The following is a 24,776-nucleotide window of genomic DNA, read 5'->3' on the forward strand; positions in this document are numbered from 1 at the left end:
ACTTGGTATTCATTTAGTGTCCGAAGACATTAAGAATCCATGTCACTTTGAGTGCCCACACAGATTGTCTGATAAATTGTTAAAGAGCAGTTGCGACGCGGCTTACAGCTCACCGTCGCGAGGTGGCGTATATTACGCTTTCCTCTTTCAGAGTCAACCCTGAAGTTCAGGATTTTTCCTCTTCAACCGACCGGGTTAACTGTGAAGTGATTCACATCCGCCGTGTCGATGGAGGCGCATTATAGGGTGCCGCCGAGGAATGACAAGCGGAAATATGCATTTTTATTTCGACCGCTCACCTTTTCACCAAAAAGGCTATTTTTGGTGCTTTTTAATCTCTTTTGGCAGCTCTGCCAGGCTATTAATCACCCAATCCGCGGCACTCTCTGCTTCAGGCGTCACAGGTTTGCCGGTGCGCACAAGTATTTTAGTCCCCACACCTGCGGCGGTTGCTGCCTGCATATCTTCCAGTTTATCGCCCACCATATAAGAAGCAGCCATATCGATATGCAGGAATTCCTGCGCAGAGATAAACATTCCCGGATGCGGCTTGCGGCAATCACACGTCTGGCGAAACTCTTCTACAGTTCCCTGCGGGTGGTGCGGGCAATAGTAAATGCCATCAAGTTCGACACCGCGGTCAGCCAGCGACCAGTCCATCCATTCCGTCAGCGTCTCGAATTGCGCCTCGGTGAATTTTCCACGTGCGATGCCGGACTGGTTGGTCACGACCACCAGCGCATAGCCCATCTCTTTCAGCTGGCGCATGGCATCGATAACGCCCTCGATAAACTCGAACTCATCAATTTCGTGGACATAACCGTGATCCACATTAATAGTGCCATCACGATCGAGAAAAATTGCGGGTACTGATTTTGCCACCGGTTTGCTCCTGAAAAAGGCATGTACAGCTAGTATCTCATGAATCGCAGCGCAATAAAGTGCTCATCGTACAGAGTTGGATTGATTTAGACGTCTGGATGCCTTAACATCCGTTTTGTTTACGGTCATCACCCGTATCTGGCAGAAGAAAATGCCACGGCTAACTTACATACGATAAAAATAATCTAATGATTAAACTTTCCAATATCACCAAAGTGTTCCAGCAGGGGAACCGAACCATTCAGGCGCTGAACAATGTCAGCCTGCATGTTCCTGCTGGTCAAATTTATGGCGTCATTGGCGCATCGGGTGCAGGTAAAAGTACGCTGATCCGTTGTGTTAACCTGCTTGAGCGCCCAACCCAGGGTCGTGTAGAAGTAGGCGGGCAGGAACTGACCGCCCTTTCAGAGAAAGAACTGACGAAAGCACGCCGCCAGATTGGCATGATCTTCCAGCACTTTAACCTGCTGGCCTCCCGTACGGTGTTTGGCAACGTTGCCTTGCCGCTGGAACTGGACAACACGCCAAAAGAAGAAGTTAAGCGTCGCGTAACCGAACTGCTGGATCTCGTTGGACTGGGTGATAAACACGATAGCTACCCGGCAAACCTGTCCGGTGGACAAAAACAGCGTGTGGCCATTGCCCGCGCGCTGGCAAGTAACCCGAAAGTGCTGCTGTGCGATGAAGCCACCAGCGCATTAGATCCCGCCACTACGCGTTCCATTCTGGAGTTGCTGAAGGACATCAACCGTCGCCTCGGCCTGACCATTCTCCTTATTACACATGAAATGGACGTGGTGAAACGCATCTGTGATTGCGTCGCGGTGATCAGCAACGGTGAGTTGATTGAGCAAGACACGGTCAGCGAAGTGTTTTCCCATCCGAAAACCCCACTGGCACAACAGTTTATTCAGTCCACGCTGCACCTGGATATTCCGGAAGATTATCTGGAGCGTTTAAAAACAGAATCGACCGCGGACAGCGTCCCGATGCTGCGTATGGAGTTCACTGGCCAGTCCGTCGATGCACCGCTGCTGTCCGAAACCGCGCGCCGCTTTAATGTGAATAACAACATCATCAGCGCGCAAATGGATTACGCCGGTGGCGTGAAGTTCGGCATCATGCTGACGGAAATGCACGGCACACAAGCAGAAACCCAGGCGGCAATTGCCTGGCTGCAAGAACATCACGTAAAAGTAGAGGTACTGGGTTATGTCTGAGCCGATGATGTGGCTGCTGGTTCGCGGCGTTTGGGAAACGCTGGCAATGACCTTTGTATCAGGCTTCTTTGGTTTTGTGATTGGTCTGCCGGTCGGCGTGCTGCTGTATGTGACGCGCCCGGGACAAATCATTGAGAACGCGAAGCTGTATCGCACCCTGTCTGCACTGGTGAATATCTTCCGTTCTATCCCGTTCATTATTCTGCTGGTGTGGATGATTCCATTTACCCGTGTGATCGTGGGAACGTCTATCGGTTTGCAGGCAGCCATCGTTCCGCTGACCGTAGGAGCTGCGCCGTTTATCGCCCGTATGGTGGAAAACGCCCTGCTGGAAATCCCGACCGGTTTGATCGAGGCTTCCCGCGCGATGGGGGCAACGCCAATGCAGATCGTGCGTAAAGTCCTGCTGCCTGAAGCGCTGCCAGGGCTGGTTAACGCGGCAACCATTACGTTGATTACTCTGGTGGGTTATTCCGCGATGGGCGGTGCCGTTGGCGCCGGCGGTTTAGGCCAGATTGGCTACCAGTACGGCTATATTGGTTATAACGCTACCGTAATGAATACCGTTCTGGTATTGCTGGTTGTGCTGGTTTACTTAATCCAGTTCTCTGGCGATCGCATCGTCCGGACTGTTACTCACAAATAACGTTACACACAACACAAACTCGACGAGTTAAGGATATAACATGGCGTTTAAATTAAAGACCTTTGCAGCGGTAGGCGCGCTGATCGGCTCTCTGGCACTGGTGGGTTGCGGTCAGGACGAAAAAGATCCAAACCACATCAAAGTGGGCGTTATCGTGGGTGCAGAACAGCAGGTTGCTGAAGTCGCGCAGAAAGTCGCGAAAGAGAAGTATGGTCTGGACGTTGAGCTGGTGACCTTTAACGATTACGTTCTGCCGAACGAAGCGCTGAGCAAAGGCGATATCGACGCCAACGCCTTCCAGCACAAACCTTACCTGGATCAGCAGATCAAGGATCGCGGCTATAAACTGGTGGGTGTGGGTAACACCTTTGTTTACCCTATTGCCGGTTACTCCAAGAAAATTAAATCTCTGGACGAACTGCAGCCAGGCTCTCAGGTTGCCGTCCCTAACGACCCAACCAACCTTGGCCGTTCCCTGCTGCTGCTGCAGAAAGTGGGCCTGATTAAGCTGAAAGACGGTGTTGGCCTGCTGCCAACCGTTCTGGATGTCACCGAGAATCCGAAAAATCTGAAAATTGTTGAGCTGGAAGCCCCACAGCTGCCACGTTCTCTCGACGACGCGCAGATTGCCCTGGCCGTTATCAACACCACGTACGCCAGCCAGATTGGCCTGACGCCAGCGAAAGACGGTATCTTCGTTGAAGACAAAGATTCCCCGTATGTAAACCTGATCGTGACTCGCGAAGACAACAAAGATGCGGAAAACGTGAAGAAGTTCGTACAGGCTTATCAGTCTGACGAAGTTTACCAGGAAGCCAACAAAGTGTTTAACGGCGGCGCTGTTAAGGGCTGGTAATCTCACCTCAGTGTAATATCATCAAGACGGGCTTATGCCCGTCTTGTCATTTGTGCAGTCAACTGATTCAATATCTGACGTTTTGATTATCCATTGAGGAATTATTATGCGTGCTTTACCGATCTGTCTTTTAGCACTCATGCTGAGCGGCTGTTCTATGCTAAGCAGATCTCCTGTTGAACCTGTCCAAAGCACGGCAACCCCGCCAAAAGCAGAACCCGTAAAACCGAAAGCGCCTCGCCCTGCGCCGGTTCGCATTATTACCAAAGCTGACGAACTCGTGGGTAAACCTTTCCGTGAACTGGGTGAAGTAAGCGGCGAATCCTGTCAGGCTACCAATCAGGACTCTCCACCGAATATCCCAACAGCGCGTAAACGCATGCAGATCAACGCGGCAAAAATGAAAGCCAACGCGGTTCTGCTGCATAGCTGCGAAGTGACCAGTGGAACACCGGGTTGCTACCGTCAGGCGGTTTGCATCGGCTCGGCGCTGAACATTACGGCGAAATGAGTTCATTTCAGTTCGAACAGATAGGCGTTATTCGCTCTCCCTATAAAGAGAAGTTCGCCGTGCCACGCCAGCCAGGTCTGGTCACCAGCGGTGGCGAGCTTCACTTGATCGCGCCCTACAATCAGGCCGATGCCGTACGCGGGCTCGAAGCATTCAGCCACTTATGGATTGTGTTTGTGTTTCACCAGACGATGGAAGGTGGCTGGCGTCCGACCGTACGCCCTCCTCGCCTGGGAGGCAACGCCAGGATGGGCGTGTTTGCGACGCGCTCAACCTTCCGTCCAAACCCTGTCGGGATGTCGCTGGTCGAACTGAAAGGTATACGCTGTCAAAAGGATCAGGTCATACTGGAATTAGGCAGCCTTGACCTGGTTGATGGCACGCCGGTTATCGATATCAAGCCGTATCTCCCCTTTGCCGAAGCGTTACCCGACGCCCGCGCAAGCTATGCTCAGGAAGCACCGCAGGCAGATATGCCTGTTCACTTCACGGCTGAGATAACCACGCAGCTTGAGCAGCTGGAAACACGCTATCCCCGCCTTCGTGACTTTATCACCGAAGTGCTGGCTCAGGACCCCCGTCCGGCCTATCGTAAAGAAGAGGACGCCGGGAAAACTTACGCCGTCTGGCTGCTGGATTTTAACGTTCGCTGGCGCGTAACCGGGGCAGGTTTTGAAGTGTTTGCCCTTGAACCCAGGTAATTTTGTCCTCCTCTCTTTTGGCATCTTTGCCACACTGGTAAACTAAACCACTTTTTTTGTCTCAGGCTGGTGTTTCAGCCTGTTCCAATCGTCGAAATGGAACCGTAACAACATGCGTACTAGCCAATATCTGCTCTCCACTCTGAAGGAGACGCCTGCCGACGCCGAAGTGATCAGCCATCAGCTGATGCTGCGCGCCGGGATGATCCGCAAGCTGGCCTCCGGGTTATATACCTGGCTGCCGACCGGCGTGCGCGTCCTGAAAAAAGTCGAAAACATCGTGCGTGAAGAGATGAACAACGCCGGTGCTATCGAGGTGTCCATGCCTGTGGTTCAGCCCGCTGACCTGTGGCAGGAGAGCGGCCGTTGGGAGCAATATGGCCCTGAGCTGCTGCGTTTCGTTGATCGTGGCGAGCGTCCATTCGTCCTCGGCCCAACGCATGAAGAAGTCATTACCGACCTGATTCGTAATGAGCTGAGCTCTTACAAACAGCTGCCGCTGAACTTCTTCCAGATCCAGACCAAGTTCCGTGATGAAGTTCGCCCACGTTTCGGCGTCATGCGCTCACGCGAATTCCTGATGAAAGATGCTTACTCTTTCCATACGTCTCAGGAATCGCTGCAAGAGACCTACGACAAAATGTACGAGGCTTACAGCAAAATCTTCTCCCGTATGGGTCTGGATTTCCGTGCTGTGCAGGCTGATACCGGTTCTATCGGCGGAAGCGCGTCTCATGAGTTCCAGGTTCTGGCTCAGAGCGGTGAAGACGATGTGATCTTCTCTGACTCTTCTGATTACGCCGCGAACATCGAGTTTGCAGAAGCGCTGGCCCCTAAAGCGCCACGTGCTGCTGCAACGGAAGAGATGACGCTGGTTGATACACCTCACGCAAAAACCATTGCCGAGCTGGTTGAGCAGTTCAACCTGCCCGTCGAAAAAACGGTAAAAACCCTGCTGGTGAAATCCACCGAAGGTAGCGCGTACCCGCTGGTTGCCCTGCTGGTGCGTGGCGATCACGAACTGAACGAAGTGAAAGCTGAGAAGCTGCCTCAGGTTGCCAGCCCACTGATGTTCGCAACGGAAGCGGAAATCCGTGCCGTCGTGAACGCAGGTCCTGGCTCTCTGGGCCCGGTGAATATGCCGGTTCCGGTGGTTATTGACCGTACGGTAGCCGCAATGAGCGACTTCGCCGCTGGCGCTAACATCGACGGTAAACATTACTTCGGTATCAACTGGGATCGCGATGTTGCGACGCCGGAAGTGGCTGATATCCGTAACGTGGTGGCAGGCGATCCAAGCCCGGACGGCCAGGGCACCCTGATGATCAAACGCGGTATCGAAGTGGGCCACATCTTCCAGCTGGGGGATAAATATTCCCGCGCGCTGAATGCCGCCGTTCAGGGGGAAGATGGCCGCAACCAGATCCTGACCATGGGTTGCTACGGTATCGGTGTGACGCGTGTGGTTGCAGCAGCCATTGAACAGAACTACGACGAACGTGGCATCGTCTGGCCAGACAATATCGCCCCGTTCCAGGTGGCTATTCTGCCAATGAACATGCACAAGTCTTACCGTGTGCAGGAGCTGGCCGAAAAACTTTACTCCGAGCTCCGCGCTCAGGGTATCGAAGTGCTGATGGATGACCGTAAAGAGCGTCCAGGCGTGATGTTTGCCGATATGGAACTGATCGGTATCCCGCACACCGTAGTCATCGGCGACCGTAACCTCGACAGCGACGACATTGAATACAAATACCGTCGCAGTGGTGAAAAGCAGATGATCAAGACTGGCGACATTCTTGATTACCTGGTGAAAGCCATCAAAGGTTAACGTTAAACAAAAAACCCCGCTCAGGCGGGGTTTTTTAATGGGTCGATATCGGCTTATTTACTGTTACAGTCTTTGCCCGCAACAAACTTCGCGTCTTTATCTGCCACCAGCGTTTTCACCAGCTCTCCGCTGTCCGGATTCGGCTCCAGCGTAAAGTGACCATCTACCGTCAGCAGGACAGGCTTGCTGTCATTGCCACGCGCAACAGCGTAATCACGCTCCAGCTGCGCATTGTTCGCCACGCTGATTTTCTTGCCGGTGGCGCAGTCGGTAAAGATCGCCGCATCCGCCATATAGAAATACATCCCACGCATTGGCATTGGCGTTGCAGGCAGGGCCGCTTTCACCGGGGCCAGCGTATAGTTGAACTGGGACTCAATCGGATTGCCTTCGCGGTCGAGCATCTCCATCCCTTCACCTTTGGCGCGGAAATAGGTTTTCTCACCGGTGGTATCCGTCAGTACCAGCTTCTCAGCCGTACGCGCCCATGTCCCGTAGGACGCAAAGGAAGATGGTTCTTTCGCCCCCTGATAACGCTGGTTCATAACCCAGGTACCGTCTTTCTGCAGGAACAGTGACGTTTCAATGCCCTCGCAGTCGGCACACGGTAAAACGCCGCGCCAGCTCTGCTGCATTGGTTTTAACTCTTCATTCTGCGCAGGCTGCACGACCTGCGTTTCAGAACGGTTGTTACACCCGAAAAGCGCAAACAGCGTACTCACTGCCAGCGCTGACAATAATGCTTTTTTCACAATGAATTCCTTATGAAATTGTGTTCCTTTTCGTCACTCCGTAGGGCGACGAACTTTACCGCGTAGTGCTTTCACTGTGGATTTTTGGGCCTTCGACGATAGCCGACGCTCTTTCGATGCGCGGGTCGGTCGCGTTGCCCGACGGCTTTTTTGCACTGTCGTTAATTCTTTAATCATCGACACCAGTCTGGCAATCGCCGCTTCGCGGTTCAACTCCTGGCTGCGGTACTCCTGCGCTTTAATCACAATCACGCCATCACTGGTGATCAGGTGATGGCTGGCAGCGAGCAGGCTTTCTTTGTAATACTCTGGCAGGCTGGAGGCCCGAATGTCAAAGCGCAAATGGATAGCCGTTGAAGCCTTGTTAACGTGCTGTCCACCCGCCCCCTGAGCACGGATGGCGGTGATCTCCAGCTCATTGTCAGGGATGCTAACGTTTCGGGACAAGACAATCATGGCGCTGGCTGCCACGCCGTCAAATGAATTTCCAGATTATTCTGAGAATCAGAAAGCCAGATAGCACCGTCCTGAATTGTGGCCTGCAGGACCATCGTCCGGCTGGCAAACTCGCTCAGCTTCGCCAGCTGCTCATCGTCCAGATACCAGACGGTAAGGTTGGCAAATTGCCCGCACTTGCTCTTGCTTTGCTGCCACCAGATTTCCGCAGCACGTTGATTATACGCGAATAACGCCACGTTAGCGGACTGCGTGCAGGCCTTTTTAATGCGGCGCTCATCCGGCAGGCCGAGTTCAATCCATAAATCGATACCCAGATGATCGTTGTGCAGCCAGGCCTCTGGCTCGTCCTCAGCGCTTAAGCCACGGCTAAATTGCAGACGCTCGTCAGCATACTTTATCCACGCCAGCAGGCGCAGCATCATGCGCTCCTGGGTTTCAGAGGGGTGGCGTGCCAGAGTGAGTGACGCATCCAGGAACTGGTTGCGGTCAAGATCTGCCACATTGACCACAGCTTTATAAATTGTCGCTTTCAGCGCCATGAGAGAACTCCTTTCGAATCAGGCGCACATTGTAGCGAAAAAGGAATAAAAAGGCTGTTCCTGGGTGAACATTCACCGGCTATCAAGGCGCTGATATTGCTTAAATGAGTATGGTATAGTCACCTTGCTAAACCGAGTTTATCTTCGTAGGCTTAATGATATCTCACAGTAAGTCAGTGCGCTGGCGGGAGGGGATGTGAATAATTATTGTGAGTTAATTCGCAAACGGTATGCGGAAATCGCCAGCGGAGATCTGGGGTATGTCCCGGACGCGTTGGGCTGTGTATTGAAAGTGCTTAATGAAGTGGCCTCTGATGAGGGCCTTTCAGAATCGGTCAGGGAAAAAGCAGCGTATGCTGCGGCGAATTTACTGGTGAGCGATTATGTCAATGAATGAAACTTATCAACCCATCAATTGTGATGACTATGACAACCTCGAACTCGCCTGCCAGCATCATTTAATACTGACGCTGGAGCTAAAAGATGGCGAAGTGTTGAAGGCAAAAGCCAGCGACCTGGTTTCGCGAAAGAATGTGGAATATCTGATAGTGGAAGATGCCGGGGCGACGCGTGAGCTACGTCTGGACAAAATTGCCAGCTTCAGCCACCCGCAAATCGGCACCGTTGTGGTGAGCGAATCCTGATGACACTAACGGGCAGCCCGGCTGCCCGTTACGCTTTCCACTCAAACTGCACGCCCGTTTCTGCCCACCCCTCTTGCGTAATGAATACCCCCGCAGCAGCAATCAGCGTTTCACCGTAGAAAAGTAGCGGCGTGGTATCGCGTCGCCAGGGCGGCACATTGCTCTCCTGCCAGATTTTCTTCAGCTTCCGCCCTCCGTTGCGCCCGACAATATGCAGCAGACCGCCCGCCTTAAAGCGCACGGTTACCGGCTCCCCGGGTTCAGGCAGACGTACATGGCCGGTTGGCACCAAAGACACACGACCGGCATCACAGGGCAACAGCAGCGGTTCCGCAAGCGACGGCCAGTCGAGCACCCTGTCGGCGAGCGAGGGAGATGATTTAACCCACCAGAGCGCCCCTTTATAGCGTCTGACGTCAAAACCGTTCAGGTGCACACACGGCGTAGCATCTTCCCGCGCCAGGGCGACTTCATCCCAGAGACGAGCCAGCATTGCCCGCGACGGCATAGCGGCACCGTGAGAGGCCAGCCAGCGTCGTAACAATGCGGACCGACGCGCCGGGCTCATCGCTTCCAGCGGTGCGATGGTAAGCGATCCCTGCGCGGAAATCAGTTCCGCCAGCTCTTCGCTCAGCAGCTCATCCAGCAGACTCTCCTGTTCAGCGCACAGCATGGCGCTGCGTGCTGCCGCTTCTGCAAAGTGCGGCCAGCGCTCGCTCAGAAGCGGTGCGACACGCAGACGCAGGAAGTTACGGTCATAGCGGTCATCCTGGTTGCTTTCATCTTCAATCCAGCTCAGCCCGTGTTCCCGTGCCCACGTTTCCAGCGAGGCTCGCGTCTCGCCAAGCAGCGGGCGAAGGAGGCGCGATCCGGCGAAATCAGACCGTTCTGGCATCGCGGATAACCCCGCCGGGCCGCTTCCTCGTTTGAGGGCCAGTAATAACGTCTCGCACTGGTCATCGAGATGCTGCGCCGTGACCAGCGCTTCGTCAGGCTGTAATTCAGCGGCAAAAGCGGCATAGCGTGCTTTACGCGCCTGCGCCTCAATGCCCAGCCCCTCATCCTGGAGATGTACACGTTCAACAGTCAGCGGGATCGCCCATGCTGCACACACCGCCTCGCAGTGTGCCACCCACGCATCCGCGTGCGGGCTTAACCCGTGATGAATGTGCATCGCCCGAAGCTGAATATCAGGCTCGTTGTCACGCCAGAGTTTGAGACGGTGGAGCAGAACGGTGGAATCCAGGCCACCGCTAAACCCCACCAGCAGCTGGCGGTACGGTGAAACGGCTTGAGCAATCGCGGGTAGGGTCATAGAAAATCACACATAAAAATGCCCGAACTGAACGGGCATTATCACACAGGGTGGAAATTACTGCTGGTAAAGCTCCAGCGGAAGGCCATCCGGATCGTTGAAAAAGGTAAAACGCTTGTCGGTGAACGGGTCGATACGAATCGCTTCGCACTTCACGCCGTGGGTCTCCAGATGTTTTACGGCGCGATCAATGTCGTCGACGCTAAAGGCAAGGTGGCGCAGGCCGCAAGCTTCCGGGCGGGACGGACGTGCTGGCGGAAAAGGAAATGAGAACAGCTCAATCACATATTGCCCGTTTAAAGCGAGATCGCCTTTCCAGGAGTCACGCTCCTCACGGTAAGCCTCGCTTAACAACGTAAAGCCCAGAATATCGCAGTAGAAGGCCTTACTTTTTGCGTAATCGGTGGCAATGATCGCAATATGGTGAACCTGTTTTAAACCCAGCATAGCTTCTCCTTTTTATGATGCCTGAACGTTACAACCGACAACCCGGGCCTGGCAAGCTGTCGCCCTTATTTTAGGACTCGCACCCAGTAAACCCCTTGCTCATCGCGCTTCGCCCCGTGAATATCAGTCTCAAAGCCCGGATAGTGGCGCCCCACTGAGCAGAGCATCAGCAGAAAATCGAGCACCGCCCGACTCTCTTCGGTGATCATCTCCCCCGGCATCAACAACGGTACACCCGGCGGATAAGGCAGGATCATGTTAGCCGACACGCGCCCGACCAGATTTTCCAGCTCAACGGTTTCAACCTCCCCTTTCACCTGACGTTGCCAGGCCTTGTGTGGGGTCAACTTCATCTCCGGTAGCACGTCAAACGCCTGCAGCATCAGGCGCGGCAGATCGTGCTGACGGATCAGCCGATGGATCCCCTGAGCCAGATCCTGAATGCGCATATTGCGGTAGAAGTCAGGATCTTCAGCATAAAGATCCGGCAGCATATTTTTCACCCGCAGGTTGAGATCGTAAGCGCGCTTAAACTCCATCAGTCCGCGCAATAAGCCCATCGCACGGGTTTTATCAATCCCAATACTGAACAGGAACAAGAGGTTATAAGGGCCGGTTTTCTCCACCACTACGCCACGTTCATCAAGGAATTTTGCCACCAGAGCAGCAGGAATGCCTTCGTCACTCATCGTGCCCTGTTCGTCCATCCCCGGCGTCAGGATCGTTACCTTCACCGGGTCGAGGAACATATGGTCGGCGTCGGCATCGCGAAAACCGTGCCAGCTCTCGCCGGGTGAGACAGGCCAGCACTCGGCCTCATCAATCTCTTCGGGTTGCCAGATATCGAAGAACCAGCCGTCCGCTTCATCTTTCAGCCGCTGGACTTCTTTACGGAAATGCAGCGCCCGCTCCACAGACCGATTGATCAGACGCTTGCCCGGATTCCCGCGCAGCATTGCCGCCGCCGTTTCAATAGAGGCCACCAGCGGATAGCTTGGCGAGGTGGTGGTGTGCATCATAAAGGCTTCGTTAAACGTCTCTTCGTCGTACTCGCCTTTGATGTGAATAAGCGAGGCCTGAGAAAACGCGGCCAGCATTTTGTGCGTCGACTGCGTTTCGAAAAACACTTTGCCCGGCACGCGCTCACCGCTCATGCCGCTTTTTCCCGCGTAAATCGGGTGAAAGTTGGTGTATGGCACCCACGCGGAGTCAAAGTGGATCGACGGGACATCCAGCGTCTGCTTAATCCAGTTGGTGTTATAGAGCAGACCGTCATAGGTGGAGTTCGTGATGACCGCATGGATCGGCCAGCTTGCCCCCGGGATCGCCGCGACCTTATGTTCAATCGCGGCGTGGCTAAATTCACGACGCGGGATCCCGCCGAGGATCCCAAGCGCGTTTCGCGTCGGGGAGAGCCATAACGGCACGACATCGCTCATCATCAGCAGATGAGCCAGCGACTTGTGGCAGTTACGGTCAATCAGCAAGGTGCTGCCGGCGGGTGCTGCGTACATTCCGACGATTTTGTTTGATGTCGAGGTGCCGTTGGTCACCATATAACTCTGCTCGGCACCAAAAGTCCGGGCAATGTATTCTTCAGCTTCCAGGTGCGGTCCGGTGTGATCGAGCAGCGATCCAAGTTCTGTGACGGAAATCGACACGTCCGCTTTAAGCGTGTTGCCCCCGAAGAAATCATAGAACAAACAACCCACCGGGCTTTTTTGATAGGCCGTCCCGGCCATATGGCCAGGCGTGCAGAAGGTGTATTTGCCTTCTTTGACGTAAGTGAACAGCGCGCGGGTAAACGGTGGCGTGATGTTATCGAGATATTCACCGGTGTACTGCTGAATACGGGTCGCAATATCTTCCGCGACACCGAGTGAGTATTCAAAGAACCACAGCGCCATTCGCATATCATGAGCGCTCACGTCCATTGTCGAGTGGGTATTAATAAAAGCGTACAGCGGGAGATATTCGTTCAGCTTATTGATATCGCTGCACAACTCCATGTCGTACTCGTCCCAGTCGAAGATCACGCCACAGATGCGAGGGTTGTGCTCGATAAATTTCAGCAGGTCGGCGCTATTGTGCGGCCAAATCAGTTGGTACCCGCGAGACTGAAGGGCGTGCTCCAGCTCCTTAATGGGCTCGTCTTTATAAAAGACGCCGTGCGGCCCCATAATGGCGATGATGTTCACGGTTTACCTCCTTGAAAAACATTAGCTAAGCATAGTTAAGGTAAACGGCAGGCATAAAAAAAGCCGCAACAATGTGCGGCTTTTAGGATAATTGTGAAGCTTACGCGTAACCGTAGGTCATCAGACGCTGGTAACGACGGTTGAGCAGATCTTCTGTGCTCAGGACATCCAGGTCCGCCAGGTCTGCCAGCAGCTGCGCTTTCAGGGAAGCCGCCATCACTTCCGGCTTACGATGCGCGCCACCCAGAGGCTCAGGGATCACGGAGTCGATCAGCTTCAGCTCTTTCAGACGTGGGGCAATGATGCCCATCGCTTCTGCAGCCAGAGGCGCTTTATCGGCGCTCTTCCACAGAATAGAGGCACAACCTTCCGGGGAGATAACGGAATAGGTGCTGTACTGCAGCATATTCACTTTATCGCCCACGCCAATCGCCAGCGCACCACCGGAACCCCCTTCACCGATAACGGTACAGATGACCGGCACCTTCAGGCGAGACATCTCGCGAAGGTTACGTGCGATGGCTTCTGACTGGCCACGCTCTTCCGCGCCCACGCCAGGATACGCACCCGGGGTGTCGATGAAGGTGATGATTGGCATCTTGAAACGCTCAGCCATCTCCATCAGACGCAGGGCTTTACGGTAGCCTTCTGGTGCCGGCATACCAAAGTTACGACGAATTTTCTCTTTGGTTTCACGGCCTTTCTGATGACCAATGATCATCACCGGGCGCCCGTCCAGACGTGCGATGCCGCCGACGATAGCTTTGTCGTCAGCGTAAGCGCGATCGCCTGCCAGTTCGTCAAATTCGTCAAACGCCAGGCGGACATAATCCAGGGTGTACGGACGCTGTGGATGACGCGCCAGCTGGGCGATCTGCCATGCGCCGAGATCGGCAAAGATTTTGCGCGTCAGTTCTACGCTTTTCTCACGCAGACGATGCACTTCTTCATCGATGTTAATATCCAGTTTTTCATCCTGACGGCTTACCGCTGTCAGAGAATCGATTTTCGCTTCCAGCTCAGCAATCGGCTGTTCGAAATCAAGGAAATTCAGACTCATAGTATTCCTGTATTAGTCAAACTCCAGTTCCACCTGCTCCGAACCAATGAGGCCACGGAGATCGTTAAGTAAACGATCGCTCGGAGAGACACGCCACGTTGCACCAAAGCGCAACCGCGCACGTGCATCCGCCCTCTGATAGTAGAGATGTACTGGAATTGTCCCCGAGCGGTGGGGTTCCAGAGACTGACGGAGTCGGTTTAAAAGCTGGTCATCAATTTGCCTGTCCGTCAGCGAGATAGCAAGCCCGCGAGCATATTTTTCCCGGGCTTCGTCAATGTCCATCACTTCGCGGGCGGTCATTTTAAGCCCCCCACTGAAGTCATCAAAGCTGACCTGTCCGCTGACGATAAGTATGCGGTCTTTTTCCAGCAAATGCTGGTATTTATCCAGCGCGTCGGTGAACAACATCACCTCCAGACGCCCGGAACGGTCATCCAACGTACAGATGCCGATACGATTGCCGCGCTTGGTGACCATAACCCTTGCAGCAATCACGAGCCCCGCAGCCGTGGTGATTTTACCACGTTCTGTCGGATGCATGTCTTTCAGCCTGTAGCCTCCGACATAGCGCTCAATTTCTTTGATGTACTGGGTGATGGGGTGCCCCGTCAGGTATAAGCCTAACGTTTCACGCTCTCCATCCAGCACCACCTGTTCTGGCCACGGCTGGCAACTGGCATAAGACTGCTCTATCTGCTCTGGCTCTTCCGCCAGTACGCCAAACATATCCGCCTGACCGATCGCTTCCGCTTTGGCGTGCTGATCCGCCGCTTTCAGCGCATCGCCGAGAGAGTTCATCAGCGCGGCGCGATGCGGCCCCAGCCTGTCGAACGCGCCGGACATGATCAGTTTTTCGAGCACGCGGCGGTTCAGTTTTTTGGTGTCCGTACGGGCGCAAAGATCAAACAACTCGCGGAAATAACCGCCGTTGTTACGCGCTTCGAGGATCGCCTCAATCGGGCCTTCCCCCACGCCTTTGATCGCGCCAATCCCGTAAACAATTTCCCCGTGCTCATTGACGTGGAAATGATAGAGACCGGAGTTGATATCCGGCGGCAGGATCTTAAGCCCCATGCGCCAGCACTCATCGACCAGGCCAACCACCTTCTCGGTGTTGTCCATATCGGCAGTCATAACCGCCGCCATAAATTCAGCAGGATAGTGCGCTTTCAGCCACAGCGTCTGGTAAGAGACCAAAGCATAGGCAGCAGAGTGGGATTTGTTAAATCCGTACCCGGCGAATTTCTCTACCAGGTCAAAGATTTTGATCGCCAGCTCGCCATCAATACCGTTTTTTCTTGCGCCTTCTTCGAAGGTGCCGCGCTGCTTGGCCATCTCTTCCGGCTTTTTCTTACCCATCGCACGACGCAGCATGTCCGCGCCGCCAAGGGTGTAGCCAGAGAGCACCTGGGCAATCTGCATAACCTGTTCCTGGTACAGGATAATGCCGTAGGTTGGCTCCAGAACGGGCTTCAGGCACTCGTGCTGCCACTGCACATCCGGATAGGAAATCTCTTCACGCCCGTGCTTACGGTCGATAAAGTTATCTACCATCCCTGACTGTAGCGGGCCCGGACGGAACAGGGCCACCAGTGCGATCATATCTTCGAAGCAGTCAGGCTGCAGGCGCTTAATCAAATCTTTCATGCCGCGGGATTCAAGCTGGAAGACGGCGGTGGTCTCCGAGCGCTGCAGCATGTCGAAACTTTTCTTATCATCAAGCGGAATGGCCGCGATATCCAGCGGCGGCTCGCCGTTCTTCTCGCGACGGGCGTTGATCATCTCCAGCGCCCAGTTGATGATGGTGAGCGTACGCAGACCGAGGAAGTCAAACTTCACCAGCCCGGCGTATTCGACGTCGTTCTTGTCAAACTGGGTGACCGGATGCTGGCCCGCTTCATCGCAGTATAGCGGCGCAAAATCGGTGATTTTGGTCGGCGCGATAACTACCCCACCCGCATGCTTACCGGCGTTACGCGTGACGCCTTCCAGCTTGCGGGCCATGTCGATCAGCGCTTTAACTTCTTCATCGGCTTCGTAGATTTCTGGCAGCTGTGGTTCAGCTTCAAACGCTTTTGCCAGCGTCATACCTGGGTCAGGTGGCACCAGTTTAGAGATACGATCGACAAAACCGTACGGATGCCCCAGTACACGGCCAACGTCGCGAATAACCGCTTTCGCTGCCATCGTACCGAAGGTAATAATCTGCGATACCGCGTCGCGGCCGTACATGTCCGCCACGTGTTCAATAACCTGGTCGCGTTTCTCCATGCAGAAGTCGACGTCAAAGTCGGGCATCGAGACACGTTCCGGGTTAAGGAAACGTTCGAACAGCAGGTCAAATTCCAGCGGGTCGAGGTCGGTAATTTTGAGTGCATAGGCCACCAGCGAGCCCGCACCGGATCCACGCCCCGGTCCAACCGGTACGCCGTTATCCTTCGACCACTGGATAAACTCCATAACGATCAGGAAGTAGCCAGGGAAACCCATCTGGTTGATCACCTGGAGTTCAATATCCAGGCGCTCGTCATATTCTGGTCGACGTTTTTTACGCTCTTCTTCATCCGGGAAGAGGAATTCCAGACGCTCTTCGAGGCCTTCTTTTGACTTCATGACCAGGAAGTCTTCCGTGGTCATGTCCCCGGTCGGGAACTGCGGCAGGAAGTATTCGCCAAGGCGCACGGTGACGTTACAGCGTTTGGCTATCTCTACGCTGTTCTCCAGCGCTTCCGGGATATCGGAGAAGAGTTCGCACATCTCCTCTTCATTGCGCATGTACTGCTGCGTCGAGTAGTTACGCGGACGCTTCGGATCGTCAAGCGTGAAGCCATCATGGATCGCGACGCGAATCTCGTGCGCGTCAAAATCGCCAGGCTCAAGGAAACGCACGTCATTGGTTGCCACCACGGGCAGGCCGCGTTCTTCAGCCAGCGCAACCGCGGCGTGCAGGTAACTCTCTTCGTCCTGCCGACCGGTGCGGATCAGCTCAAGGTAGTAACGATCCGGGAAATGTTCTTCATAGAACGACACGCACTGATCCACCAGCGCACTGTTGCCACGCAGCAGACATTTGCCGACATCACCCATACGGCCGCCGGAGATCAGCAGCAGCCCGTCGTTCAGCTCAGCCAGCCAGTCCCGGTCGATCCACGGCCCCAGTGCGCCATAGCCGCGCTGATAGGCTTTGGAGATAAGCAGAGTAAGGTTTTGATACCCCACATTATTCATCGCTAACACGGAGATTTGCGTCAATTCATCGCCGATAAGATCGCTTTGGACGTGAAAATCCGCGCCAACGATGGGTTTCATCCCCGCACCATGTGCCGCTCCGTAGAACTTCACCAGGCCACACAGGTTGGTAAAATCGGTGATCGCCAGCGCAGGCATGCCAAGCGAGGCCGCCTTTTTTACCAGCGGCCCGGTCTTCGCCAGCCCATCGATCATGGAGTAGTCGCTATGCACCCGCAGGTGTACGAAACGTGGTTCAGCCATCTTCAGATTCCGCGTTACTTAATTGCTTGCGTATTGATTCAGGACACCAGTCCCAGCGCGCGTTTCACCGGGCCAAAGCTGCGTCGGTGATGTTCAGTTGCGCCATGTTCAGCCAGCCTTTCCAGATGAAAGGCCGTTGGATAACCCTTATGCTGGGCGAAGCCATACTGAGGGTAAGTGAGGTCCAGCGCGGCCATTTCGGCATCACGCGTCACTTTGGCAATGATAGAAGCCGCACTGATTTCTGCGACCCGGCTATCGCCTTTCACCACCGCCATTGACGGCATCGGCAACGCAGGGCAGCGGTTTCCGTCAATCAGGACATACTCCGGGGTAATTTTCAGACCCGCCACTGCACGCTGCATCGCCAGCATAGTGGCATGCAAAATATTGAGTTCGTCGATCTCATGCGGCTCTGCACGCCCCAGGCTCCAGGCCAGCGCCTTTTCCTGAATCTCACTAAACAGCGCCAGACGGCGCTTTTCAGACAATTTTTTAGAGTCGTTTAACCCGATAATCGGGCGAGCAGGATCGAGGATCACCGCAGCGGTCACCACTGCACCCACTAACGGGCCACGACCGACTTCGTCCACACCCGCCACGAGGTGGGTGTGAGGATAAACAAATTCCATCATTTTGCTAACTCCAGCACCGCTTCAGCCGCTTGTTCATCGGCATTACAGCGGATCTGCTGATGCAGTTCGCGGAACGTATCATGCATCTGGTGGCTGGTTTTGCCATCGGCCAGTAGCGGTAACAACGCATCGGCCAGCGCCTGCGGCTCGCACTCATCCTGCAGAAGCTCTTTCACCAGCTCGCGCCCGGCAAGCAGGTTTGGCAGAGAGACATAGTCCGTTTTCACCAGACGTTTCGCCAGCCAGAAGGTGAACGGCTTCATGCGATAGCCTACCACCATCGGGCATTTCGCCAGCATACACTCCAGCGCAGCGGTGCCCGAGGCCAGCAGTGCGGCGTCGCTTGCGACCATCGCCTCACGGCCCTTCCCGTCCAGCAGATGAACATGGAGATCCGGGGCAACGTCCGCCTTGATGCGCTCAAACTGCTCGCGACGTTTTGCATTCACCAGCGGCACAACCACTTCGAGGTCAGGATAGGTCTTGCGAAGGATTTGCGCTGTTTTCAGGAAGTCCGCGCTGAGCATCTCGACTTCTGCACCACGGCTACCGGGCAGCAGTGCCAGACAGTGCGCATCATGAGGAATACCCAGCACATCGCGCGCCGCGTTTTTATCCGGATCCAGCGGCATTGCATCCGCCATGGTATGACCGATAAAACGGCACGGGACATTAAATTTGTCGTAAAACGCTTTTTCGAAAGGCAGAAAAGCCAGCACCAGGTTGGTTGACCGTCCGATTTTGAAAACGCGTTTCTGTCGCCACGCCCAGACGGACGGACTGACATAATGAATGGTTTTGATGCCCTTCTGCTTCAGATTCCCTTCGAGGGTAATGTTGAAATCCGGTGCATCGATACCGACAAACACATCGGGTTTGAGTTCGGTAAAGCGACGGGTGAGATCGGCACGAATGTGCAGCAGACGACGCAGGCGACCCAGCACCTCAACGATGCCCATCACGGCCAGCTCTTCCATTTCATACCAGGCTTCACAGCCTTCGGCCTGCATCAGCGGGCCAGCAACGCCTACAAAGCGCGCATTGGGTACCCGGGCCTTAAGTGCGCGGATAAGACCTGCACCAAGAATATCGCCGGAGGTTTCTCCGGCGACCAGGGCTATCGTAAGCGGACGACTGTCGACCATTAACGAATCAGACCCCTTGTGGAACGGTCAAAGAACGTCATGAACTCGTTCACTTCAGGGTGCTTTTCCGCCAGCTCGGCAATTTCCGGCTTCGCCTCTTCCAGCGTTTTACCGCTACGGTACAACAGTTTGTACGCGTTGCGGATTGCAGTAATCGCTTCGCGGCTAAAGCCACGACGCTTGAGGCCTTCGATGTTCACGCCAAACGGCGTGGCATGGTTACCCTGCGCAATGACGAACGGTGGGACATCCTGCGCCACACCGGAGCATCCGCCGACCATCACGTGTGCACCAATGATGCAGAACTGATGGACTGCGGTCATGCCGCCAATAATTGCGAAATCATCTACCGATACGTGTCCTGCCAGCGTTGCGTTGTTGGCAAGAATACAGCGGTTACCTACCGTACAGTCGTGCGCGATATGCGCATTAACCATAAACAGGTTGTCGCTGCCCACCTTCGTCAATCCACCACCCTGTACTGTTCCACGATGAATGGTGACGCTTTCGCGAATGCGGTTACGATCGCCGATTTCCAGACGGGTCGACTCACCAGCATATTTAAGATCCTGGTTTACTTCGCCGATGGAAGCGAACTGATAGATCTCGTTATTGCAGCCAATAGTCGTATGACCATTCACGACAACGTGAGATTTCAGTACTGTACCCTCACCAATTTCGACATGGGGTCCAACAATACAAAATGGGCCAATATGGACGTTAGCACCAATAATGGCACCGACTTCCACAATGGCGGTAGGATGAATAAAGGCGGATTTATCAATCACGTATCAAGACTCCCGGCTACGAGCACACATCATAGTCGCTTCGCAAACAACTTTGCCGTCAACCAGAGCTACGCCTTTGAAGCGAGTCAGGCCGCGACGCGTTTTTTCAAAAGTGACTTCCATGATCATCTGATCACCAGGCACGACAGGACGCTTGAAGCGCGCTTCATCGATACCCGCGAAGTAGTACAGCTCACCCGGCTCCAGTTTGCCCACGCTTTTAAACGCAAGAATACCGGTAGCCTGTGCCATCGCTTCCAGAATCAACACACCCGGGAAGATAGGTTTACCCGGGAAGTGTCCCTGGAAGAACGGCTCGTTCACGGAAACATTTTTCACTGCGCGCAGAAAACGACCTTCTTCAAAATCCAGCACACGGTCTACCAGCAAAAACGGGTAGCGGTGCGGCAGAAGTTCTAAAATCTCTTCAATATGCAGAGTATGAGTGTCAGTAGTCAAAATACTCTTCCTGTCAAAATGTACTGATAAAAATAATAACACGGCCTGCCGGTTTATAAGAAAGCCGACAGGCCGGGGAATATAGCATTAAACGGATGAACGCTTAGTCTTGTTGATCGATTTTGCGCTCAAGAGACTTGAGTCGCTTGCTCATATCATCAATATTCATCACCAGAGCAGCTGTTTTACGCCATACCTTGTTGGGTTGCAGCGGGATGCCAGAGGAATAGACGCCAGGTTCGGTGATAGGACGCATTACCATGCCCATTCCTGTCACGGTCACCTTGTCGCATATTTCCATATGGCCATTAATCACGCTCGCACCGCCGATCATGCAGTAACGGCCAATTTTCAGGCTGCCCGCCATGATAACGCCACCCGCAACCGCGGTATTGTCGCCAATCACAACGTTATGCGCAATCTGGCACTGATTATCGATGATAACACCATTGCCAATAATCGTATCGTCAAGTGCACCACGGTCAATGGTGGTACAAGCACCGATCTCAACACGATCGCCGATAATCACGCGACCAAGCTGTGGGATCTTAACCCAATTACCACGATCGTTAGCGTAGCCAAAGCCATCAGAACCAATCACTGTGCTGGACTGAATGAGGCAATTTTCGCCAATTTCTACTTCATGGTAAACAGACACGTTGGCCCATAAACGGGTCCCGGCGCCGATTTTCGTATTTTTCCCAACGAAGCAACCTGGGCCAATGACAACGTTATCGCCCAGCACCACGCCAGATTCGATAACGGCATTTGCGCCAACTGCCACGTTGTGACCAAGCTGAGCCGTCGGATCAATCGCTGCACTGGCAGCAATGTCCTGCGCCGGCTGCGGCGTGGAATCAAGAATTTGTGCCATGCGTGCATACGTCAGGTAGGGATTTTTCACTACCAACGCGCTTCCAGTGGCAAACGGAAGATCGTCCTGCGTCAGAACAACAGCTGACGCCTGGCATTGAGCCAGTTGCTCACGGTACTTAGGGCTTACCATGAAGGTAATAGTGCCGGCTTTAGCAGATTGCATGGACGCAACAGCGGTGATGACGAGATCGCCATCACCGTGTAATTCTGCATCCAACTGCTGAGCTAAATCAGCCAGTCGAATTGAAGGCATTACTTATTTAACCTGTTTCAGAACATCAGCGGTGATGTCTTTAACATCGCTGCTGTTGAAAGCAACGGCATTCGCATCAACAACCAGATCGATGCTCTGATCGGCAGCAACTGCTTTAACAGCAGTCTGAATGCGAGTCACCAGCTTGCCACGCTCTTCGTTAGAACGACGCTGACGATCCTGCTCGAAAGCCTGCGCTTTCTGGGAGAACGTCTGACGCTGAGCCATTACGTCTTTTTCCAGCTTGCTACGGTCGCTCGCTTTCATGGTAGAACCATCACGCTGCAGACGCTGCATTTTGGACTGAAGATCGTTTTCCATACCCTGCAGTTCGCTTGCACGGCCTTTGAATTCGTTTTCCAGCGTCGCAGAAACACCTGTTTTCTGTGCAACCTGCTGGAACAAATTACCCATGTTGACGATTGCAATTTTGTCTGCTGCCTGAGCAGAGGTTGCCATCGCTAAACCGAGACCTGCAGCTAATAACCACTTTTTCACAATTAACTCCTTACCATCCCATTGGCACCAGAAGGTACCGTTCTTTGCGTGGCAAGGCGATCGTGTTACCGATCGCCAGTTGTCAGCGCTACACTGCCAACGCATTCCATTGCAGCGGATTATTACCAGGTTTTACCAATGTTAAACTGGAATTGCTCCGCTTTGTCTCCATCGTATTTCTTAAACGGCTGGGCGTAAGAGAAGACCAACGGCCCCAGCGGTGACATCCATTGTAATGCGATACCTGCAGACATGCGAATATTGCTCGGATCGCTGTAGTCTGGTACGCCTGCCGCACGCATCTGGGCAGTATTCTCCCAGTTGGTATCCCATACAGTACCGGCATCCCAGAAGATGGATGTACGGACTGAGTTTGCGTATTTATCACTGATGAACGGCGTTGGTGTGATGAACTCCAGGCTAGCAACGGCCATGGCGTTACCGCCCACCGCATCATCAGAGCTACAGACTTCAGAAGACGACGATTTATTACAGTTATCGGTGTCGTTACCGCCGTAATAGACCGCTTTCGGACCAATGTTGTTGGACTGGAAGCCACGGACGGTGCTGGAACCACCGGCGTAGAAGTTCTCATAGAATGGCAGTTCTTTGCCACCTAAACCATCGCCATAGCCCCAACGGGTACGACCCAGGACTACCCACTTGTGGTCGTCATCAATTGGGAAGTAGGACGCGGTGTCCAGCGTTACCTTGTAGAACTCGTTATCAGACCCCGGAACGGTCACTTTACCGTTCAGGTTGACACGAGAACCTTCCGTCGGGAAGTAACCACGGTCGAGACGGTTATAGGTCCAGCCATAGTTGAAGGTGAAGTCATCAGCAGCAAAGCCGTTGTTGTCCCCATTTTTACTGGTTGACTGGCCAATAGAGTCCAGATAACGCCACATCGCCACCTGCGGTTGCATGTTGGACAGGTCGTTATGCACATAACCTAAACCAGCGCGCAGCGAGTTGTATTCGTTAACCGGGAAGCCGAGCGTGCCATCTACACCGTAGCTCTTGTTGGTGTAAGAGGACAGATCCGCGTCATCTGCTTTAAAGTCGTTATAGAAGATACGACCGCCCAGGCTCACACCATCTACGGTGAAGTATGGGTTGGTAACAGAGAACTCAGAGTAGGTCTGGTAGTCGTTTTTGGTACCGTTGATACCTACGGAGTAACCCGTACCCAGCCAGTTATCCTGCTGTACGCCGACCTGGAAGCTGACGCCACTTTCAGTACCGTAGCCCACACCGAAGTTAAAGCTACCGGTGTTACGCTCTTTGACTTTATAAACGACATCAACCTGATCCGGGCTGCCCGGAACACGCTGGGTATCGGTATCAACCGTTTCGAAATAGCCCAGACGGTTCAGACGCTCTTTACCCTGGTCAACAAGGTCGCTACCTAACCATGCGCCTTCCATCTGACGCATCTCGCGACGCAGGACGGAATCTTTGGAGGTGTCGTTACCTTCGAAGCGGATCTTACGCACGTAGAAACGGTTACCCGCATCAACGTTAACGTGAAGCTTCACAGTTTTATCCGCGTCGTTGATTTCAGGCTGAGTTTGTACACGCGGATAAGCATAACCATAGCGGCCGAGCAGCTTCTTAATGCTGTCTTCCATTTTAGTCACTTTAGACCCGCTATACAGCTCGCCCGGCTGAATTTTGGTCAGCGATTCGATCTCAGCAGAATGGCCTGCCAGGTTACCACTCACGTCAACACCAGAAAGCTTGTACTGATCGCCTTCTGTGATGTTAATCGTAATGTAGATGCCTTTCTTGTCTGGCGTCAGACTGACCTGAGTCGAGTCGATGTTGAAACGGGCATAACCGCGATCCAGATAGTAGCTGCGCAGGGTTTCAAGGTCGCCCGCCAGTTTCTGCTTCTGGTATTTACGATCGCCCACCACGTTCCACCATGGCACTTCGTCGCGCAGCTGGAACGTAGAGATCAGTTCATCGGTGCTGAACGCGTGGTTACCCACGATGTTGATCTGCTGAATCTTCGCAGAAACACCTTCCTGGAAGACCAGTTTCAGGTCAACACGGTTACGTGGCAACGGCGTCACAACCGCTTTCACGCTGGCACTGTATTTACCCACGCTGTAATAGAAGTCTTCCAGACCTTTTTCTATGTCTGAAAGGGTTGTGCGATCCAGGGATTCCCCCACACGTACGCCAGATGCTTCAAGGTTCTGCTTGAGCATGTCATCTTTCACCGACTTGTTACCGGAGAAGGTGATACTGGCGATCGTCGGACGTTCTTTTACCTGAACCAGAAGCGTATCACCATCGCGCAGGACGCGGACATCCTCGAAGTTGCCAGTGGCAAACAGAGCACGGATGGTGTTACTGATGTCATCATCATTAACCGTATCGCCGGGGCGCACAGGCATACTGAGGAGGGCCGCACCAACGGCGACACGCTGAAGGCCTTCGAAATGAATGTCTTTCACTACGAACCCGTCAGCACCGTATACGGTGGCGCTGCTAAACAGCAGCGACGCTATGAGCAACTTTTTCATCGCCATCGTTATTATGCGTTCTTCCTAACTAA

24 protein-coding genes are annotated in these 24,776 nt (G+C 53.8%); 8 read left to right on the top strand and 16 right to left on the bottom strand.

The window, feature by feature from the left end:
* Positions 1-315: 315 nt before the first annotated feature.
* On the bottom strand, positions 316-882 hold the full coding sequence (gmhB, locus tag AC2FAP_RS13465) for a D-glycero-beta-D-manno-heptose 1,7-bisphosphate 7-phosphatase (RefSeq protein WP_014168732.1): 567 nt from the start codon (positions 880-882) through the stop codon (positions 316-318).
* A gap of 188 nt (positions 883-1,070) precedes the next feature.
* Here gmhB and metN point away from each other — a divergent pair, with 188 nt between their 5' ends.
* The 6 genes from metN to proS all read left to right on the top strand — a co-directional run bounded on the left by metN (position 1,071) and on the right by proS (position 6,647).
* On the top strand, positions 1,071-2,102 hold the full coding sequence (gene metN, locus AC2FAP_RS13470) for a methionine ABC transporter ATP-binding protein MetN (protein ID WP_014168731.1): 1,032 nt from the start codon (positions 1,071-1,073) through the stop codon (positions 2,100-2,102).
* The gene (locus AC2FAP_RS13475) at positions 2,095-2,748 is read left to right on the top strand and encodes a methionine ABC transporter permease MetI (RefSeq protein WP_014168730.1); all 654 of its coding nucleotides are present in this window, start codon (positions 2,095-2,097) and stop codon (positions 2,746-2,748) included. The genes metN and AC2FAP_RS13475 overlap by 8 nt, the downstream gene beginning before the upstream one ends.
* A 40-nt stretch (positions 2,749-2,788) precedes the next feature.
* Positions 2,789-3,604 carry a methionine ABC transporter substrate-binding lipoprotein MetQ gene (gene metQ, locus AC2FAP_RS13480; protein ID WP_014168729.1) on the top strand — a complete coding sequence of 272 codons (816 nt, stop codon included), beginning with the start codon at positions 2,789-2,791 and terminating at the stop codon, positions 3,602-3,604.
* Between the two features lie 106 nt (positions 3,605-3,710).
* Positions 3,711-4,115 (top strand): Rcs stress response system protein RcsF, encoded by a 405-nt coding sequence (gene rcsF, locus AC2FAP_RS13485; protein WP_014168727.1) that lies wholly within the window; start codon positions 3,711-3,713, stop codon positions 4,113-4,115.
* Positions 4,112-4,816 carry a tRNA (N6-threonylcarbamoyladenosine(37)-N6)-methyltransferase TrmO gene (gene tsaA, locus AC2FAP_RS13490; protein ID WP_032679646.1) on the top strand — a complete coding sequence of 235 codons (705 nt, stop codon included), beginning with the start codon at positions 4,112-4,114 and terminating at the stop codon, positions 4,814-4,816. The genes rcsF and tsaA overlap by 4 nt, the downstream gene beginning before the upstream one ends.
* 112 nt (positions 4,817-4,928) lie before the next feature.
* The gene (gene proS / locus AC2FAP_RS13495) at positions 4,929-6,647 is read left to right on the top strand and encodes a proline--tRNA ligase (protein ID WP_138613300.1); all 1,719 of its coding nucleotides are present in this window, start codon (positions 4,929-4,931) and stop codon (positions 6,645-6,647) included.
* A 53-nt stretch (positions 6,648-6,700) separates the two neighbouring features.
* On the opposite strand, the gene nlpE is transcribed toward proS, so the two are convergent.
* From nlpE to AC2FAP_RS13510, 3 genes are read right to left on the bottom strand one after another with little or no spacing between them, the layout of a single operon-like run.
* Positions 6,701-7,399, bottom strand: coding sequence for an envelope stress response activation lipoprotein NlpE (nlpE, locus tag AC2FAP_RS13500; RefSeq protein ID WP_014168724.1), 699 nt, complete (start codon positions 7,397-7,399; stop codon positions 6,701-6,703).
* Between the two features lie 33 nt (positions 7,400-7,432).
* Positions 7,433-7,855, bottom strand: a complete 423-nt coding sequence (gene arfB, locus AC2FAP_RS13505) for an alternative ribosome rescue aminoacyl-tRNA hydrolase ArfB (protein WP_050737481.1) — start codon at positions 7,853-7,855, stop codon at positions 7,433-7,435.
* A complete protein-coding gene (locus AC2FAP_RS13510; RefSeq protein WP_014168722.1) occupies positions 7,852-8,397 on the bottom strand; it encodes a YaeQ family protein in 546 nt (181 codons plus the stop codon). The genes arfB and AC2FAP_RS13510 overlap by 4 nt, the downstream gene beginning before the upstream one ends.
* A gap of 196 nt (positions 8,398-8,593) precedes the next feature.
* Between AC2FAP_RS13510 and AC2FAP_RS13515 the strand changes: the two genes are divergently transcribed.
* Together AC2FAP_RS13515 and rof are read left to right on the top strand one after the other, a co-directional pair.
* The gene (locus AC2FAP_RS13515) at positions 8,594-8,794 is read left to right on the top strand and encodes a YaeP family protein (RefSeq protein ID WP_014168721.1); all 201 of its coding nucleotides are present in this window, start codon (positions 8,594-8,596) and stop codon (positions 8,792-8,794) included.
* Positions 8,781-9,041, top strand: coding sequence for a Rho-binding antiterminator (rof, locus tag AC2FAP_RS13520; RefSeq protein WP_014168720.1), 261 nt, complete (start codon positions 8,781-8,783; stop codon positions 9,039-9,041). The genes AC2FAP_RS13515 and rof overlap by 14 nt, the downstream gene beginning before the upstream one ends.
* A 28-nt stretch (positions 9,042-9,069) precedes the next feature.
* Here rof and tilS read toward each other — a convergent pair whose 3' ends face one another.
* From tilS to bamA, 12 genes are all read right to left on the bottom strand, one after another.
* Positions 9,070-10,356, bottom strand: coding sequence for a tRNA lysidine(34) synthetase TilS (tilS, locus tag AC2FAP_RS13525; protein WP_151712120.1), 1,287 nt, complete (start codon positions 10,354-10,356; stop codon positions 9,070-9,072).
* Between the two features lie 57 nt (positions 10,357-10,413).
* Positions 10,414-10,803 (bottom strand): VOC family protein, encoded by a 390-nt coding sequence (locus AC2FAP_RS13530; protein ID WP_014168718.1) that lies wholly within the window; start codon positions 10,801-10,803, stop codon positions 10,414-10,416.
* A gap of 65 nt (positions 10,804-10,868) precedes the next feature.
* Positions 10,869-13,001 carry a lysine decarboxylase LdcC gene (locus AC2FAP_RS13535; protein ID WP_014168717.1) on the bottom strand — a complete coding sequence of 711 codons (2,133 nt, stop codon included), beginning with the start codon at positions 12,999-13,001 and terminating at the stop codon, positions 10,869-10,871.
* A gap of 100 nt (positions 13,002-13,101) precedes the next feature.
* Complete coding sequence (gene accA, locus AC2FAP_RS13540) at positions 13,102-14,061, bottom strand: acetyl-CoA carboxylase carboxyl transferase subunit alpha (RefSeq protein ID WP_014168716.1); 960 nt, start codon at positions 14,059-14,061, stop codon at positions 13,102-13,104.
* Positions 14,062-14,073: 12 nt separating this feature from the next.
* A complete protein-coding gene (gene dnaE / locus AC2FAP_RS13545; RefSeq protein ID WP_014168715.1) occupies positions 14,074-17,556 on the bottom strand; it encodes a DNA polymerase III subunit alpha in 3,483 nt (1,160 codons plus the stop codon).
* Between the two features lie 38 nt (positions 17,557-17,594).
* Positions 17,595-18,191 carry a ribonuclease HII gene (gene rnhB, locus AC2FAP_RS13550; protein WP_279260292.1) on the bottom strand — a complete coding sequence of 199 codons (597 nt, stop codon included), beginning with the start codon at positions 18,189-18,191 and terminating at the stop codon, positions 17,595-17,597.
* A complete protein-coding gene (gene lpxB / locus AC2FAP_RS13555) occupies positions 18,188-19,336 on the bottom strand; it encodes a lipid-A-disaccharide synthase (RefSeq protein ID WP_032681631.1) in 1,149 nt (382 codons plus the stop codon). The genes rnhB and lpxB overlap by 4 nt, the downstream gene beginning before the upstream one ends.
* Positions 19,336-20,124 carry an acyl-ACP--UDP-N-acetylglucosamine O-acyltransferase gene (gene lpxA, locus AC2FAP_RS13560; protein WP_020882620.1) on the bottom strand — a complete coding sequence of 263 codons (789 nt, stop codon included), beginning with the start codon at positions 20,122-20,124 and terminating at the stop codon, positions 19,336-19,338. Before lpxA ends, lpxB begins: the two co-directional genes overlap by 1 nt.
* A 3-nt stretch (positions 20,125-20,127) precedes the next feature.
* Positions 20,128-20,583: a 3-hydroxyacyl-ACP dehydratase FabZ gene (fabZ, locus tag AC2FAP_RS13565; RefSeq protein WP_010426706.1), complete on the bottom strand. Its 456-nt coding sequence runs from the start codon at positions 20,581-20,583 to the stop codon at positions 20,128-20,130.
* Positions 20,584-20,686: 103 nt separating this feature from the next.
* Complete coding sequence (lpxD, locus tag AC2FAP_RS13570; RefSeq protein ID WP_014168709.1) at positions 20,687-21,712, bottom strand: UDP-3-O-(3-hydroxymyristoyl)glucosamine N-acyltransferase; 1,026 nt, start codon at positions 21,710-21,712, stop codon at positions 20,687-20,689.
* A 3-nt stretch (positions 21,713-21,715) separates the two neighbouring features.
* On the bottom strand, positions 21,716-22,210 hold the full coding sequence (gene skp / locus AC2FAP_RS13575) for a molecular chaperone Skp (protein WP_020882619.1): 495 nt from the start codon (positions 22,208-22,210) through the stop codon (positions 21,716-21,718).
* A gap of 122 nt (positions 22,211-22,332) precedes the next feature.
* Positions 22,333-24,750, bottom strand: a complete 2,418-nt coding sequence (gene bamA, locus AC2FAP_RS13580) for an outer membrane protein assembly factor BamA (protein WP_014168707.1) — start codon at positions 24,748-24,750, stop codon at positions 22,333-22,335.
* Positions 24,751-24,776: the final 26 nt, after the last annotated feature.

The organism is Enterobacter cloacae complex sp. 394I7 (assembly GCF_057320345.1).

What these genes read in the sequence shown, in the direction of transcription:
- AC2FAP_RS13510 (WP_014168722.1), bottom strand. Translation starts at nt 8,397, where the DNA reads ATGGCGCTGAAAGCGACAATTTATAAAGCTGTGGTCAATGTGGCAGAT.
- tilS (WP_151712120.1), bottom strand. Translation starts at nt 10,356, where the DNA reads ATGACCCTACCCGCGATTGCTCAAGCCGTTTCACCGTACCGCCAGCTG.
- tsaA (WP_032679646.1), top strand. Translation starts at nt 4,112, where the DNA reads ATGAGTTCATTTCAGTTCGAACAGATAGGCGTTATTCGCTCTCCCTAT.
- rnhB (WP_279260292.1), bottom strand. Translation starts at nt 18,191, where the DNA reads ATGATGGAATTTGTTTATCCTCACACCCACCTCGTGGCGGGTGTGGAC.
- proS (WP_138613300.1), top strand. Translation starts at nt 4,929, where the DNA reads ATGCGTACTAGCCAATATCTGCTCTCCACTCTGAAGGAGACGCCTGCC.
- dnaE (WP_014168715.1), bottom strand. Translation starts at nt 17,556, where the DNA reads ATGGCTGAACCACGTTTCGTACACCTGCGGGTGCATAGCGACTACTCC.
- bamA (WP_014168707.1), bottom strand. Translation starts at nt 24,750, where the DNA reads ATGGCGATGAAAAAGTTGCTCATAGCGTCGCTGCTGTTTAGCAGCGCC.
- metQ (WP_014168729.1), top strand. Translation starts at nt 2,789, where the DNA reads ATGGCGTTTAAATTAAAGACCTTTGCAGCGGTAGGCGCGCTGATCGGC.
- AC2FAP_RS13475 (WP_014168730.1), top strand. Translation starts at nt 2,095, where the DNA reads ATGTCTGAGCCGATGATGTGGCTGCTGGTTCGCGGCGTTTGGGAAACG.
- lpxB (WP_032681631.1), bottom strand. Translation starts at nt 19,336, where the DNA reads ATGGTCGACAGTCGTCCGCTTACGATAGCCCTGGTCGCCGGAGAAACC.
- rof (WP_014168720.1), top strand. Translation starts at nt 8,781, where the DNA reads ATGTCAATGAATGAAACTTATCAACCCATCAATTGTGATGACTATGAC.
- metN (WP_014168731.1), top strand. Translation starts at nt 1,071, where the DNA reads ATGATTAAACTTTCCAATATCACCAAAGTGTTCCAGCAGGGGAACCGA.
- arfB (WP_050737481.1), bottom strand. Translation starts at nt 7,855, where the DNA reads ATGATTGTCTTGTCCCGAAACGTTAGCATCCCTGACAATGAGCTGGAG.
- AC2FAP_RS13530 (WP_014168718.1), bottom strand. Translation starts at nt 10,803, where the DNA reads ATGCTGGGTTTAAAACAGGTTCACCATATTGCGATCATTGCCACCGAT.
- accA (WP_014168716.1), bottom strand. Translation starts at nt 14,061, where the DNA reads ATGAGTCTGAATTTCCTTGATTTCGAACAGCCGATTGCTGAGCTGGAA.
- lpxD (WP_014168709.1), bottom strand. Translation starts at nt 21,712, where the DNA reads ATGCCTTCAATTCGACTGGCTGATTTAGCTCAGCAGTTGGATGCAGAA.
- rcsF (WP_014168727.1), top strand. Translation starts at nt 3,711, where the DNA reads ATGCGTGCTTTACCGATCTGTCTTTTAGCACTCATGCTGAGCGGCTGT.